Origin of the sequence: Tenacibaculum sp. SZ-18 (assembly GCF_002813915.1) — a bacterium.
In the GTDB taxonomy this organism is placed as follows: domain Bacteria; phylum Bacteroidota; class Bacteroidia; order Flavobacteriales; family Flavobacteriaceae; genus Polaribacter.
The window spans coordinates 3,606,504-3,621,613 of sequence record NZ_CP019335.1; the positions used below are offsets into that span (position 1 = coordinate 3,606,504).

Here is a 15,110-nt window from a genome sequence, read left to right on the forward strand (position 1 = left end):
AATTTTACTTAGAGAATTTTAAGCCTTCGATTTATATGACTCTAAGTATGTATTTAACTTTATCAGTAATAAAGCAAAAACCATTAATACAAAACCTACTAAAGCAAATTGAAATCCCTTATTTTTTTCTATTTCTCTAACCTTATGACCAATGGGTTGAAAGTTTGAAACAATATTTATAACTTCTGACTTTTCTGATAAATCATTATTCACATCAACTAATCTATTATTTAACACTAAATTCGTTTCAAATAGTTTTAGCTCTTTATCCGTTGTTGTGTTATTCTGGGCTAAATCGATTGTTGTTCCAGCACTCGTTTTTTTCGCTTCCTCCAATAAAACTAACTTATAAAGGTTGTGAAGTGAATCTGTTTGCTGCAAGTTTTTTCTGAGCAAAGCATCTGTACGTTGCAAGTTTTCCCTACTATTTGTCTTTAATTTCTTAAAATAATCGTTGTTGATGATAGAAGAAATAATTGGGTTGCTTAACTTTTTAAATACATTGTCTTTTGAAGATGTAACTAAAATTTCATGAATTTTATAATCTACTTCGGTAAAAGTTGCTTTAAACTTTTTGTAGGAATAACTTTTTACAGATGAAGTATCTATAGATTGCATTAAATCATCAAATGATGTTAGAATATCATTTTCGTTTACCACTGGTTTAATGGTAAATCTTTTTAGAGATTCCGCTTCCTCAGGAGAAATATTAAATATTTGAGATAAGTCTTCGTAATCCTTTTGTTTTACTAAATCATCATAAAACTTAACATTGTTATACAGTTGTCTTGAGCTTCCAAAGTTAGGTTTTACGAATAAATTTGCTTCATACTTTTTACCTGTTTTAAACTCTAGTAAAACCCCTAAAGCACCACCAACTATTGTGGCGATTCCTAACTTTATTATATTTAATTTAACAAAAAGTAGTACCTCAATTGTAAACCTAAATATGGCTTTGAAAATTGAAGTAATAAATTTTCCTATTTTGAAAAAAGCATTGCCGATAACTGTAAATAAAGAACCTAAATCAACCTCTTCGTTTTCCTTTGTTTGTTTTGACATTTCTGTAACCTTATTTTAATATTTGTTCAAGTATTTTTTGAGTAATTGCATAAGTTGGAGTTACACCACTCATTCCTAATCCACCAGATGCTAAAGTTGCTCCTGTTTCTAAAGGATTATCCGAAGCGTAATATGCATACCTTACCTTTACATTTTCACCAATAGTTTCTCTAATTCTAGAAGCAGATTGAATTGCTTTTTGATAATGTGCTCCTTCCATCTCTAAACCAATTACTTTCCACGTTGAATCATGGAAAAACTTCAATAAATCTTTATTCTGAAGAGATGTTCCTAATACCGTAACCATACTACCATCAAAAACCTCAACCCCAAATCCTTTCAAATCTTCCTTAGTTAACTCGTTTTTAAATGGATAATTATCTGCAGTTCCTTCGAAAACGTGAGCTGATGGTATCATGATATCTCCTTTACCACCTTCTAAAATTCCAGCTTTACCCATAATAGAAACTGAATCAACATTTAAATGGTGAATATTTGTTCCTTCTTTATATGGCTTTAATAATTCATCCATTGTTTCGTAAGCTTGCTCACCAAAAGCATAATCCATTACGATTATAACAGGAGCGTTATCTTTATTTTTATCAGAAATAAATTCTGAATCAAATGAAATTTTACCCGTGTCAATAACCTGAACATTGATGTTTGTTCCAGACTTATCTTTTAAATAATACAATCCGTTTTCAGAAGCAAAATTCTTTACTGCTGTTTGTAACAATTTACTATCACTATTACTTAACAATTCAAATAACGAAAACCCCACATTGCTCTCAGCTTCTGTTGGAATAGCATTTTTTGCATAAACTGAATTTAATACACTATGCATGTTTGCACTAATAATATGAATTGGACGTGTAATTAAACCTTCTTTTAACAGAACTTCTTTAATATCATTTGCCCAGCGCTCTCCATGATAGTGTCTCCCAATTTCTTCTGACAAGACAGAACTAAAACGGATTGATCTCTTTTTGTCGTATAATTCTTCGTTAATGGCCAACTTTCCTAACCAATAAATTAGATGGAAGAAACGATGTGGATTATCTTCTGTTGAGAAAGTATTGTAAGCTTGGTAAACCTCATCATAGGTTCTTCCTAAAATACTTCCAAGATGTACCATTAATACATCTTTTTCTTTATTTGACAACGTTATGTTTTTTACAACTACTTCTTCTAAGTTAGACCATTCTCTTGTTGTTTTTCCAGTATCAGAAAGTAATACTCTTTCCTTAATTTTGTGAGACTCAATGAATAAAAAGGTAAGGTGAGTAAGAATATCATAAATATCAGATCTTCCTCGAGTAATTTCGATATTCATCTGATCTTTATCAATACGATAACAATTTCTTCTACGCTTTGGAGGTACGATACATTTGAAATGAGAATTTCTGTACCCTTCATCGGCCGTTAAGTTAATAAACTGACATTCTTCAATTCCTTCAGGTAAACGTTCAATGATATATGTTAATCCGTTTAACTCTGATTTTTCCTCTGCAATAGAACCATAAATTTCTGGACGTAACAGTAATAATGATTTGCGTAACGTTTCTCCAGAAACTCCCATTGGTTTATAAAAACCTCTACTAAATAAATGGCGCATAGAAATGTATAATCTTTCTATTGCGTTTGTTGATTCTTGTGCTCTTGTTCTTTCTTTATACACCTTGGACATATGCTTACTTTCCGTTTGCTAATATTTTTTGATAACGACTTGGGTTATTTAATAATTCAACTGCTTCTTTAATTGTTGAATCATTCTTTAAGTGATATTGATAAACTCCTTTTTTATAAAAGTATTGCTCTAATATTTCATCTTGAATTTCAGTAATTATAACATCCTTATTCGTTGAGATTGACTTAATTTTTTGATTTTGTAATTCTTTTTTTAACCTTGTAAAGTCTGAAGAAATAGCTTTACTATCTTTTACAGACTTGTACGCCTTTCCAAATAAATCTTCCTGTTTGCTTACAAAGGTAGTATCTTGTGATTTTAAATAATTCTTAAACGAACTGAATTCTGAATTTCCAATCGAAAAACTATCTAGCATTGGTTTTTTATTCTTTCGAACATAATTTGTCGCAAAATTAAAAATTGCAGCAGAATTTAAAAGTTTCTTAGTTTCATCTGTTCTATCCGTAGTTTTGATAACAATGTCGGGAGTTACACCTCCACCTTCCTTTACAGTTCTTCCATTAGCGGTTGTAAATGAGTTTACAACATTATCTGAAAACTTCGGAACTTTTCCTGTTTTAGGGTCACGATTCGCATAATCTAACTCTTGAATACATCTTCCACTAGGAGTATAATATTTAGAAATTGTTGCCTTCATTTGAGTTCCGTAACTCAAATCAAAATAACGTTGTACCAAACCTTTTCCAAAAGAACGTTGTCCCATTACAACAGCTCGGTCATAATCTTGTAAAGCTCCCGATACAATTTCAGAAGCTGATGCTGATCTTCTATTAATCAGGACTACCACTGGCATTTCTGTATCTAACGGTGTTTGATTGGTTCTGTAGGTTCTAGTGTTTTTCTTATTTTTACCTCTAGTGTCTACTACTTTTTTTCCTGTCGGAATAAATAAGTTAGTAATATTAACAGCGTCAAATAGTGATCCTCCGGGATTACTACGTAAGTCGAAAACTAGTTTTTTCATCCCTCTGCCTTTTAAATCTTCAATGGCTTTTCGAACTCCTTCAGTAGATTTTCTCACAGTGAATCTTGTGAGAATTACATAACCTGTATCATCGTTAATCATCTCATAAAATGGAACAGGATTATCGATAATCTTATCCAATTTTAAACCAAAATCTAGTTTTTGATTTCCTCTCTCAATTTTAAGTGTAATTGGAGTTCCAGGAGTTCCTTTTAATACCTGTGAAAGTTGTTCTCTTTCGAGTTTCGCTAAGTTTTGATTATTCACTACTGTTATAATATCACCTGATTTTAGTCCTGATTTATCAGCTGGAAATCCTTCTTTTACAGATACGATAACAATTCCTTTTTTTATATATCTTGAAGAAATTCCAATTCCACCATACTCACCTTCTCTTCTAATTTTAGCATCTTCAACTTGTTGTTCGTTATAAAAACGTGTGTACGGATCAAGATTTTCTAATGTATTATTAATAGCTTTTGATGTTAAATCACCTTGATTTAATTCGTCTATATAATTTAGGTTCAGAGTTTTATATAAGTTGTTATAAATTTGAATTTGCTTTGCAATTTCAAAAAAACGATCTTGAAATGAAAAAGAAACTACAACTACGGTTACAACAAGTGCTATGATACTTTTCTTATTCCTCATTTTTAGATGTTTTTTCTATAAATAAAGTTAATAATTTTCCCATTTTATCTTCAATATCGGCATACTTCCACTCCTCTTTTGCAAGATAAGAAATCATAAACACATAAGGTTTATCAACTTCTGAATAAACGGTTTCTTTTTGTAAACGATACGATTCTCTTAATAAACGCTTAATTCTATTTCTATCAACTGCTTTTTTAAACAATCTTTTAGGTACCGAAACTCCTACTTGAGCCGGATAATTTGAAGTGTGTTCAGTCTGTAAATAAACCATTCTTAAAGGAAATTTCTTAATAATCTCTCCTTCAGCATATAGCCTTCCTATTAGCTTTCTACTTTTTAATCTTTCCTCTTTACCTAGTGTAAATTTCATTAATACAAACATACGTAAACTAAAGCTATCATTTAATTTTTTGCGTATTTTTGAGGAAAGCTTTTTTATGAAACCAGACTTATTTCAAGCACCCGATTATTATAAAGTGGATGATCTTTTAAATAACGAACATAAATTAGTTCGAAATACAGCCAGAGACTGGGTGAAAAAGAATCTGTCACCAATCATCGAAGAGTATGCACAACGTTCTGAATTCCCTCAAACTTTGGTTGGTGGATTAGCAGAAGTTGGAGCCTTTGGTTCCTATATTCCTGAGGAATATGGTGGGGCTGGATTGGATCAGATTTCATATGGTTTAATTATGCAAGAATTGGAACGTGGAGATAGTGGAATTAGATCTACCGCATCAGTTCAAACTTCTTTGGTAATGGGACCAATTTATAGCTATGGAAATGAAGAACAGCGAAAAAAATATCTTCCAAAATTAGCTACAGGCGAATGGATTGGTAGTTTTGGTTTAACAGAACCAAATCATGGATCAAATCCTGGTGGAATGGAGACTAAATTTAAAGATATGGGAGATCATTATCTTTTAAACGGTTCTAAAATGTGGATTTCTAATTCACCAATTTGTGATGTTGCCGTAGTTTGGGCTAAAAATGAAGAAGGGAGGATTCATGGTTTAATAGTTGAACGTGGCATGGAAGGGTTTTCTACTCCTGAAACCAAAAATAAATGGTCGTTACGAGCTTCTATTACTGGTGAATTAATTTTCGATAATGTTAAAGTACCTAAGGAAAACTTACTTCCAAATAAATCTGGATTAAGTGCTCCTTTAAAATGCTTGGATCATGCAAGGTATGGAATCGCCTGGGGTGCCATTGGTGCTGCTATGGATTGCTACGATACTGCTTTGCGATATGCAAAGGAACGGACTCAATTTGGAAAACCAATAGGTCAGTTTCAACTTCAGCAAAAGAAACTTGTTGAAATGATTACAGAAATTACGAAAGCTCAATTATTAGCTTGGCGATTAGGTGTTTTAAAAAATGACGGAAAAGCTACCTCTGCGCAAATTTCTATGGCAAAACGAAATAATGTTGCCATGGCTTTAGATATTGCAAGAGAAGCGAGACAAGTTTTAGGTGCTATGGGAATTTCAGGAGAATATTCAATTATGAGACACGCTATGAACTTAGAAAGTGTAGTTACTTACGAAGGAACTCATGATGTACACTTACTAATAACTGGTTTGGATATTACAGGATTAAACGCTTTTAAATAAAAAAAGAGCCGCAAAAATATAGCAGCTCTTCTTGTTTTATAGTGTCAGAGAGTATTAGTGGTTTATTGCATAACTTGCTCCTTTTGCACACTCCGCTAATATTATTAAAAATTTCTTTACAGCTTTATCTAATTTTTTAAGTAATAATGTTGTCATAATCCCTATATTTTATTGTTAGTAAATAGTATCTAATTATTTATACGACAAATATATAGCGGTTAACTACTTGAAAAAATGGGAAATCCGCAACCTAAAATGGTAATTTCCGAAAACAAAAAAATAAAAAAAAGCTGCTTAAAAAGCAACTTTTCCCAGTTTGACTAATAACTGTTTGTTAGTGGTGTAAGGTGTAACCAGCTCCTTTACCACATTTAACTAATATTAATATAATCCCCTTCAAAGTTTGATTAATTCAAGTAATTCAAATAGTAACCTTAATCCCTTTTTATTTTATTGTAAACTTTTGTTATTTTTTCCTTACACGACAAATATAAACTTGATAATCAATACTTAAAAAGGGATATCCGCAAATTAAAATGGTAATTTCCGAAATAATCTTTTCTTTAATGAAAAAGAAAAAAGCCACTTAATAGGTGGCTTTTTATAATTGTGATTTTAAATTTACTAGTGATTTATGGCATAGCTTGCTCCCTTCGCGCAGTCGGCTAGTATTGTTAAAAATCCTTTAATTATACTGTCAATTCTTTTTAGTAATACTATTCCCATAATCCTTATATTTTTATATTGTTAACTATTTGTTTCTAATTAATTACACCACAAAGGTATATTGGTAATTCAATTTAAAAAATGGGATATCCGCAACTAAAAATGGTGATTTCCGAAACATCTGTTTTTATAAAAAAAAACCGCCCAAAATGGACGGTCCTAAAAAATTGGTTCAGCCTTTTTTAATGTTGTATGGCATAACTTGCTGCCTTTCCCCATTCGTTTAAAGTTAATACGATCCCCCTAATAATTCGCTTAACTTTTTTAATTAATAGTTTTCCCATTTTTTTAATGTATAAATAATCCCTAAACTTGTTATTAAAGAATAACACTGCAAATATATAATCATACATAAGATTATTAAAAGGGGATACCCGCAAATTAAAATGTAATTTTCCGAATTATGCTTAGGTGTTTTTCCTGTTGAAATGAAAAAACCTTCTTTTTTTGTTAATTTTCTGCACTTATGTTAGTTATGTTTTACTATTTTAGGTGAAGTAACAAATTTTAACCTTTCAAATTATGAATCTTTTAAAACCCTTTCAAAAGGGGCTGTTAATTACAGCTTCTATCATCCTCGTATTCTTTTTTTACGCTTGTTCTAATGATGAAATTACCCAACAAGACATTGCTCAAGAACTAAGTGAAGTGAATTTACTTTCTACAATTACCGAAAACAACTTTCAAGAACCTAAAGAACTTTATACCCAACTTTCCAAGAAATATGGTTTTGAAAAAGAAGAATTGATTAGTTCAGAAAAAACTCCTGAAAAATTGTATTCTGGAATTAATGTAAATATTTACAAGATTTCCACACAATCACCTCACCCAGATGGATCTGGACGAAATATAACTATATCTGGAGTTGTGTTAATTCCGAAGTATAAAGACAAAATTGTTTGGTTTAAGAGAGAAAAAATTCCATATCGAATTAGATTTGTAACTCCTTTTACCTACACGAGCAACACATCAGCAGCTTCTGTTTCTTACAGTAATATTTTTAGTATTCCAGATCAAGTTGACCAATTAGTTCCTTTAACAATGATTGCACAAGCTTGGACCGGAAAGTTTGCTGTTTTCATTCCCGATTATCCAGGATTTGGAGATTCTTTCGGAGATTGTTTTCCTCCGTTTGTAAATAAAGACGCTCATAACAAATCAAATTACGACTTCTTAAAAGCAGGAATTCAGCAACTAGAAAATATGGGATATGAACTTAAAAATGAAATGCTAGTTCAAGGATACTCTCAAGGTGCATTTTCTGCTATTCAGTTCACAAGATATTTAGAAACTAATAATCTTAAACGAGTAAAAGCTTTATCTGCCGGAGGAACACCTGCTTTGTTAGATCAGTTTATTTTAAAAGCGAGATCAGAGAGTTTTCATCCTCATCCTTTCTTTTTTCCTTATGCTTATTATGGTATGAAAGAAAACAATTTAATTTCAATTAGAGAAGACCGTATAATTCAATTGAATAAATTTGGTTCAGGAAGTTATGATAATTATGATCAAATTAAAGCATTATATGATGGGTCAAATTCTATTTTAAAATTGCAATTCGCACTTCCAAATATTCCTAGTAAATTATTAATGAATGATTTTATTAATGCGAACCCAAATGATCCTAATTCAGATTATGCTAATTTCTTTGATGCTCTAAGAGAAAATAGCATTCAACCTTGGAATAACCAATGTCAATTTAGAATGTATCATGGATCGCTTGATAATGCAGTTTACACGAATCAAGCTTTTGAATATTATAACTTACATAAAAATAACGGTGGTAATGTTTCTTTTGATTATACTATCGGTGAACATATTTCAGGTTATTTACCATTTTTACTGAAAACCAATGATTGGTTCTGGGATTTAAGATAACTTGTTCGTACATAAAAAAGCACCTTAGTTTAGGTGCTTTTCTTTTTCTTACTGATTAAGGTTTTTAATTTTCTGTAAAAACATAGGTTTAAACTTTTGTCCTATTGGAATTTTTAACTTCAAAATATCGACCTGATTTCCTTCTACAAAACTCATTTTATCAAGATTTATAATGAACGATTTATGAATTCGAATAAACTTATCCTCGGGAAGTAATTCTGATATAGCACTCAATGTTTTATAAACAACTAAACTTTGATTGTTCATGTGTACTTTTATATAATCACCTAATGATTCTACATAAAGAATATCAATAATTTTAACTAAAAACAGTTTCTTATCTGACTTTAAAACTATTTGATTACTGTTTTTATTTACAATAGATTTTACCTTTTCTACAGCTTGAAAAAAACGTTCAAATGAAAATGGTTTTAATAGATAATCAACCGCATTTAAATTGAAACCATCAACAGCGTGCTCTGAGTAAGCTGTTGTAAATATTACGAATGGTGGATTATTCAATGATTTGTAAAAAGACAAACCTGAAAGTTTAGGCATATTTATATCCAAAAAAAGTAAATCAATTTTTTGTGTTTCTACTATTGCTTTGGCTTCAAGAGCATTATTACAAACAGATACAATTTCTAACCAAGAAATATCCGATACAAACTTTTTTAAAACGTCTTGAGATGTTGGCTCATCATCAATTATTAAACAACTTACTTTCATTATAAATTAGTAATACTTAAGGTTGTTGTATAGATCTCTTTTCCAGAACTCGTAGTAAAATTGTAATTATTCGTATACAAAATCTCTAATTGCTTTTTTACATTCTCTAAACCAACTCCAGAAAAATGATCATCTTCTTTTGTCATCGGCAAATAATTATTCTCTATGGTGAACAATAGTTGATTTTCTTGTGTTGACAAATTCATTTCAATGTATGGGTTTTCAACACCACTTTTTAATCCATGTTTAAAAGCATTTTCTATAAGTGGTAATAAAATCATTGGATATATATTCATCTCCTTTTCAATTTTACAATTGAATTCGATTCGGGCATCAGAAATATTACGTTTCTTCTCAAAATCTATATAACTTTTTATTAACTCAACTTCTTTTTGAATAGAAATCTTTTTATCTGTAGCTTCATAAATCACATAACGCAAAATATCAGATAAATTTAAAATTGCTGTTGTTGTTTCTTCTTTTTTATTAATGGACAAAGAGTATAAAACATTTAATGCATTAAATAAAAAATGCGGATTAATCTGATTTTTTAAAGCGGTTAACTCCAATTGTAACATTGTTTTTTGTTTCTGATTCAAATACAACCAGTCTTCTAGAAGTTTCGCTGAAACAGTAAACAAAATCACTCCTGAAAAAATGAATAGCGATGTAATTTCATCCACATATGAAACAAAGTAATACTCTGGAAATAACGAATCAATAAGCTTATTATGAAACAAAAAATTTATACCATAAAAAAAAGATATATTAGAAATTAATAAAATTATGAAAAGCAAATTCTTACCATCTTTTAAATATCTAGGCATTAAATAATAAATTGTTAAAATAACAGGAAGAACTAGAGTTAGCAAATAACTAATTGTGTAAATAAGATCTATTTGCTGTATTGGTAACTCTGAAAAAGCAAACAATAAAACAACAAAAAGAAACAACCATAACATACTATTAAATAGTATTCCGTTGTGATTGTTTCTATTAAAACTCTTTGAAATCAAATTCATTAACTCTTTTTTAATGTAAACTTAGTTTCTGTTTCCCATTTTTTAGCTACGTCAGAAGCCATATATTTTTTTAAGAACTGAAGCAACTCCTTTGAGCTGGCAGTTAACAAAATATCCTCTTTCATAATACCAATCTTCTCGTGTTTAATTTTAATTTTACGCTCATCGAATAACTTTTTCAGACGTTTTTCATCAAACCATTTGATACTGATTTTTTCTGAATTTAATACATCAAGCTTTACTAATGAATGTGCATATACATTATGAATTTGTAATAAAGAGTTCACTCCTCTTCCATCATTACTATAAGGGATAAAATCTAAAAAATACTGATTGTTTATTTTAAACGGTGTTGCTATGAAATGAGATGTCTTTGTGTTATCGGAATATTCAACCAAGTAGGAGTTTTTATAGGTTTCAAAAAACGTTTTGTCCTTAATAGATAGCTGTCCTCCTTTCTTTTTCAATCGCTTATATTCTTCTTTAGTTGGAACTATTTTCCAACTATCATTATTATTGTCTTTCCATTCGCCCGCAAAGTCCTCTGAAAACTGTATAACATCTTCGGTATAAAATGGATTTAAGGATTTAACAATACACGATTGAAATAGTAATAAACCAAAAAATAAAATTAAGTATTTTGTTTTCATAATGCTCAAATTTAAAAATTTACACCTCAAAAGAACATTGGAATAACAACACAACAAACTTTTTTAGATGAACACAGTAAAATTCTCGGTAAGCACTACTAAGGTCCTTTCGCAAAAAACGAACTCCATAAAAAAACCTTCTAGAAAAAAATTTCTAGAAGGCCATATAATCCCCTAAAATGTTTTCACCCTTTTGTTTCCGCGGATGATCACTGATACAAATATATTACAGGGTCATATTTTACTAAAGGGGATTTCCGCAATTTAAAATGTGGATTTATGCAAAACCTTAAAAATCAAGCAAAAAAAGAACCTTCTAAACAAAAGTTTAAAAGGTTCATGTTAAATTAATCTCTGTTGAAGTAATTCGTTCCCCCTAAAATTGAATTACTCGGTTGATTGCTGTAAATATATTTGTTTGTTCATTTTCTCTAAAAGGACTTTCCGCAGGAAAAAATGTGGGTTTCTGCAATGCTAAAATGTATGGATAAAAAAGAACCTCTTAAGTTTTTACACCTAAGAGGTCTTTTATCTTTCTTTTACTTTTTTTAGTAATTCTTCCCTAAAGAATTTGTTTATGTTATATAAGCACTACAAAGGTATATAAGTAATTAAGTTCTATAAAAGGGATAACCGCAAAGTAAAATGTGGTTTTCCGCAAAAGCTAATCTAAAATTCCTAATTCCTTTGCTTTTAAAACCAAATCTGTATTATTATTAGCTTGAAGATCAGTTCTTAATTTAGCTAACTTATTTTCTATCGAACGTATTTTAAGTAAACTTCCATCGTCCTTAGTAATAATTCCTTCTAGGTTACTAATTTTTGGATGTTTAGGAAGTTCTTTCAATATTTGAATTGCCACATCATCCATTTGAATATCTATTAAAGCACGCTTTAATAATTTTTGGTGGATTTCGTGTGTGTAATAAACCTCCCCAGCTAACATTTTTTCAATAGCAAAAGTTAACTCAGCTGTATTGCATTTTCCTTTTAATAAATAAGCATTCGGATTTAAATTCTGAATAACATTAAAAACTCTGTTTGTTTCAGAATGACCTGTAATTACTCCAACTTTAATTGGAATATCTTCTTGCTTAATGGTTTTAATTAAATTCTCTCCACTATCTATTCGTGAATTCTCATTTGCATTATCGAAACTTAAGTCGGTAAACAAAATTTGAAAAGGAGTATCAGTAAGGGCAACCTTAATTTTTGCGTACGCATCATCACAAGAATTCGTCGTTTCGATATCAAGATTATCAATATCTTTAATATAAGAAAGGATACCTTCTATGATTAACTGATGATCATCAGCAATTAAGATTTTAATTTTTTCAGGCATTTAGTGGTGTTTGGATGATTATATGAGTTCCTTTTCCTACCTCACTTTCAATAGTTAATGTTCCGTTTAATTCCTGAACACGTTCTTGTAAGTTTAATAGTCCAATTCCCTTTTTCTGCGTAGTGGTATCGAAACCTTTACCATTGTCTACTACATCCAAAAATACAGTTTTTTTGTTTATTGAGAAACTAATCGTCATTTTAGAAGCGTCGGCATATTTTTGACAATTTTGAATACATTCTCGTAAACTTAAGTATAACATTCTTTTAATCGATTTATTCGCTTCCGACCAATCGATTTCTTTTAAGCCGTTTACCTTAATTATAAATTGAGGAGAAAAATAATCACTTACTAAATTTAGAATTTGATCTCTAAACGGAACTTCTTCAAAACTTACACTACTTAACTGATGTGATAAATTTCGAACATTGTCTTTTACCAATTCTAACTTTTGAGCTTCCTCTACTAATTGTGATTTTTCTAATTTTCTGTGTAGCAAGCGTAAATCGCCAGCTACCTCATCGTGTAAAGATTTTGCTATTTGTCTACGCTCTTCTTCTCTAGCCTCTACTTTTTGTAACTGTGCTAAAAACAGCAACTTCTTCCTTCTGAACCTAAAAAACGAAATACTTGATAGTAAAAACATAATACTAATACCTGATAACAGTAAACCAATAGTAGCACGTTGCTTTTGCGCTTCTGCTTCTGCTTGTGTTTTTTCGTTTTCTACTTTAAGTTCTTCGTTTTCTTTTTCAGTTTTTTCTGTTTCGTAGCGAATCTTTGCAAACTGATTTTTTAACTGACGTTCTTGTTGAAAAAGGCTATCATTGAGTGTTATGTATTCTCTTAAATACTCCTTGGATTCCTCACCATTTGTTAAATAAGAAAGTAAATCAAGTGCTTCTAACCAACGTTTATTATTGTGTGTGCTTTTTGCATATCTTAAAGCTTCAGTAGTATGAAACTTGGCCTTACTCTTATTATTCTGATCGTTATAATAATTTGCTATATTCAAATGAGTAGTACTTAAACTCGATAAATTATTTAGTTTATTCCTAATTGTAATAACTTCATCATAACTCTGTAAAACCTTTTTTGGATCGTGATTTTTATTTAGTTTATAACTACTAAAAGTTAAATTTTCTAAAAGTAAAGCATAATGTGAAGGGTAGTTCTTTTTTATACTATCAAAACTGAGACCTTTCTTAAAAAAATTCAGTGCCTTAAGATGTTCTCCTTGCTGTTGATATAAAAGTCCTAAATTATTTGTAATGTGTAAAATCGACCTCTTTTTCCTATTTGAATCTTTCAGGTAAGAATTTACATTTAAAGCTTTATTATAATATTTTATTGCTTTAATATTCTGACCTAATTCTAATGATACTAAACCTAAGTTATTATATAAATTTACAATATATTCAAAAGAATTAATCGGTTCCAAATAAGTTAATGCTTCAATTGAATTCACCTCACTTCCTAAAAAATCTTTTACCTCTCTTTGTAAATTTGCTGTACTCAACAATCTTCTTCCAACTGCTAATGAGTCATTAATTTTTTTGGAAATATTAATTGACTTTTGATAATAATAATATGCACTATCCCTAGTGTAAGTAAGTTTATTTTGTAAAGCTTTAAAATGAAAATATTTTGCTAGAAGGATTGAATCACCACCTACTAAATATAAACTATTTATTTTATTGGTGATGTTGATTAATTCTGGTAGGTTTTTGCTAAAAAAAGCCCTACGCCCAGATTGAATTATTTCATCTCTATTGAACTCTAGTAAATCCTCTTGAGCATTTAAAGAAATGAAAGTAAAAAAGACTATTATGAAAAAATATTGTCTATTCATAAAAAACAAAACCATTATTCCTCAAAAATAATGGTTTTATATTATCAAATTAAACGTTTGATTCAACTTTTAAGTTCTATCTCCCCCGTCATTTCCTCCATCTCCACCACCACCGCCAGTCATACCACCACCGTTGTCATCTCCGCCTGGGAACTTAGCTATTTCTGTTTTTTGGATGTAAGTAATTTTTTTCATAATCTGTAAAATTTTTATTGTTGTGATTGTTTATGCTAAATGAGATTTGAAATTAAACATTTTAATTTAATATCGCAATATTTACTACTGTTAAAGGAAATTTTAAACATTTTTTAGCATTTGCTAAACCACTTTCAACAAAATTCCTTTCATTTTGATGGTAAATGTGAGGTTTTGAGATTAGTGTTATCTTTAAAGTTATTCAACAAAAAGATTACTTCGTCTTGTTACCAAACTTAATTCGGTACAAGCCTCGTAATGACGTAACAATTCGTCATTGCGAATGAAACTTAGTGAAGTGAAGCAATCTGTATATCCATAATGAGAGATTACTTCGTCATTCTTCCTCGTAATGACGTAACAATTCGTCATTGCGAATGAAACATAGTGGATGAAGCAATCATATATAAAAAACTAAATCAATATTATTCAACCAACAGATTTACTTCATCTTGTTACCAAACTTAATTTGGTACAAACCTCGTAATGACATAATGAAACGTCATTGCGAACTGAACACAGTGAAGTGAAGCAATCATTATATATAAAACTAAATCAATATTATTCAACGAACAGATTACTTCGTCATTCTTCCTGGTAATGACGTAACAATTCGTCATTGCGAACGAAACATAGTGAAGTGAAGCAATCTTTATATCCAAAACGAGAGATTACTTCGTCGATACCTCCTCGTAATGACGTAACAATTCGT

At 30.1% G+C, this 15,110-nt stretch carries 12 protein-coding genes; 2 read left to right on the forward strand and 10 right to left on the reverse strand.

What is annotated here, in order from left to right; all coding sequences use genetic code 11:
- Positions 1-18: 18 nt before the first annotated feature.
- Genes BTO06_RS16435 through rnpA form a run of 4 tightly spaced genes read right to left on the reverse strand, consistent with a single transcriptional unit; the run spans position 19 to position 4,758 of the window.
- Positions 19-1,062: a hypothetical protein gene (locus BTO06_RS16435; protein ID WP_100926333.1), complete on the reverse strand. Its 1,044-nt coding sequence runs from the start codon at positions 1,060-1,062 to the stop codon at positions 19-21.
- A 10-nt stretch (positions 1,063-1,072) separates the two neighbouring features.
- Positions 1,073-2,749 (reverse strand): DUF6909 family protein, encoded by a 1,677-nt coding sequence (locus tag BTO06_RS16440; protein ID WP_100926334.1) that lies wholly within the window; start codon positions 2,747-2,749, stop codon positions 1,073-1,075.
- 4 nt (positions 2,750-2,753) lie between these two features.
- Positions 2,754-4,385: a S41 family peptidase gene (locus BTO06_RS16445; RefSeq protein WP_100926335.1), complete on the reverse strand. Its 1,632-nt coding sequence runs from the start codon at positions 4,383-4,385 to the stop codon at positions 2,754-2,756.
- Positions 4,375-4,758: a ribonuclease P protein component gene (gene rnpA, locus BTO06_RS16450; protein WP_100926336.1), complete on the reverse strand. Its 384-nt coding sequence runs from the start codon at positions 4,756-4,758 to the stop codon at positions 4,375-4,377. Before rnpA ends, BTO06_RS16445 begins: the two co-directional genes overlap by 11 nt.
- Positions 4,759-4,825: 67 nt before the next feature.
- On the opposite strand from rnpA, the gene BTO06_RS16455 reads away from it, so the two are divergent.
- Positions 4,826-6,004 carry an acyl-CoA dehydrogenase family protein gene (locus tag BTO06_RS16455; protein WP_100926337.1) on the forward strand — a complete coding sequence of 393 codons (1,179 nt, stop codon included), beginning with the start codon at positions 4,826-4,828 and terminating at the stop codon, positions 6,002-6,004.
- Between the two features lie 1,248 nt (positions 6,005-7,252).
- A complete protein-coding gene (locus BTO06_RS16460) occupies positions 7,253-8,608 on the forward strand; it encodes an alpha/beta hydrolase family protein (RefSeq protein ID WP_100926338.1) in 1,356 nt (451 codons plus the stop codon).
- Positions 8,609-8,656: 48 nt separating this feature from the next.
- Here the strand turns inward: BTO06_RS16460 and BTO06_RS16465 are convergent, their stop codons facing one another.
- The 6 genes from BTO06_RS16465 to BTO06_RS18920 all read right to left on the reverse strand — a co-directional run bounded on the left by BTO06_RS16465 (position 8,657) and on the right by BTO06_RS18920 (position 14,398).
- Entirely contained in the window at positions 8,657-9,337 is a 681-nt protein-coding gene (locus BTO06_RS16465) for a LytR/AlgR family response regulator transcription factor (protein WP_100926339.1), read from the reverse strand.
- A complete protein-coding gene (locus BTO06_RS16470; protein ID WP_100926340.1) occupies positions 9,337-10,359 on the reverse strand; it encodes a sensor histidine kinase in 1,023 nt (340 codons plus the stop codon). Before BTO06_RS16470 ends, BTO06_RS16465 begins: the two co-directional genes overlap by 1 nt.
- Positions 10,359-11,009 carry a hypothetical protein gene (locus tag BTO06_RS16475; RefSeq protein ID WP_100926341.1) on the reverse strand — a complete coding sequence of 217 codons (651 nt, stop codon included), beginning with the start codon at positions 11,007-11,009 and terminating at the stop codon, positions 10,359-10,361. Before BTO06_RS16475 ends, BTO06_RS16470 begins: the two co-directional genes overlap by 1 nt.
- 664 nt (positions 11,010-11,673) lie before the next feature.
- On the reverse strand, positions 11,674-12,351 hold the full coding sequence (locus tag BTO06_RS16480) for a response regulator (protein ID WP_100926342.1): 678 nt from the start codon (positions 12,349-12,351) through the stop codon (positions 11,674-11,676).
- The gene (locus tag BTO06_RS16485; protein WP_198517102.1) at positions 12,344-14,203 is read right to left on the reverse strand and encodes a tetratricopeptide repeat-containing sensor histidine kinase; all 1,860 of its coding nucleotides are present in this window, start codon (positions 14,201-14,203) and stop codon (positions 12,344-12,346) included. Before BTO06_RS16485 ends, BTO06_RS16480 begins: the two co-directional genes overlap by 8 nt.
- Before the next feature lie 69 nt (positions 14,204-14,272).
- Positions 14,273-14,398: a hypothetical protein gene (locus tag BTO06_RS18920; RefSeq protein ID WP_257790642.1), complete on the reverse strand. Its 126-nt coding sequence runs from the start codon at positions 14,396-14,398 to the stop codon at positions 14,273-14,275.
- Between the last annotated feature and the right edge of the window lie 712 nt (positions 14,399-15,110).

Excerpts from the sequence above, each read along its gene's own strand:
- BTO06_RS16440 (WP_100926334.1), bottom strand. The coding sequence starts at position 2,749 with ATGTCCAAGGTGTATAAAGAAAGAACAAGAGCACAAGAATCAACAAAC.
- BTO06_RS16445 (WP_100926335.1), bottom strand. The coding sequence starts at position 4,385 with ATGAGGAATAAGAAAAGTATCATAGCACTTGTTGTAACCGTAGTTGTA.
- BTO06_RS16485 (WP_198517102.1), bottom strand. The coding sequence starts at position 14,203 with ATGAATAGACAATATTTTTTCATAATAGTCTTTTTTACTTTCATTTCT.
- BTO06_RS16455 (WP_100926337.1), top strand. The coding sequence starts at position 4,826 with ATGAAACCAGACTTATTTCAAGCACCCGATTATTATAAAGTGGATGAT.
- BTO06_RS16465 (WP_100926339.1), bottom strand. The coding sequence starts at position 9,337 with ATGAAAGTAAGTTGTTTAATAATTGATGATGAGCCAACATCTCAAGAC.
- rnpA (WP_100926336.1), bottom strand. The coding sequence starts at position 4,758 with ATGAAATTTACACTAGGTAAAGAGGAAAGATTAAAAAGTAGAAAGCTA.
- BTO06_RS16470 (WP_100926340.1), bottom strand. The coding sequence starts at position 10,359 with ATGAATTTGATTTCAAAGAGTTTTAATAGAAACAATCACAACGGAATA.
- BTO06_RS16435 (WP_100926333.1), bottom strand. The coding sequence starts at position 1,062 with ATGTCAAAACAAACAAAGGAAAACGAAGAGGTTGATTTAGGTTCTTTA.
- BTO06_RS16460 (WP_100926338.1), top strand. The coding sequence starts at position 7,253 with ATGAATCTTTTAAAACCCTTTCAAAAGGGGCTGTTAATTACAGCTTCT.
- BTO06_RS18920 (WP_257790642.1), bottom strand. The coding sequence starts at position 14,398 with ATGAAAAAAATTACTTACATCCAAAAAACAGAAATAGCTAAGTTCCCA.
- BTO06_RS16475 (WP_100926341.1), bottom strand. The coding sequence starts at position 11,009 with ATGAAAACAAAATACTTAATTTTATTTTTTGGTTTATTACTATTTCAA.
- BTO06_RS16480 (WP_100926342.1), bottom strand. The coding sequence starts at position 12,351 with ATGCCTGAAAAAATTAAAATCTTAATTGCTGATGATCATCAGTTAATC.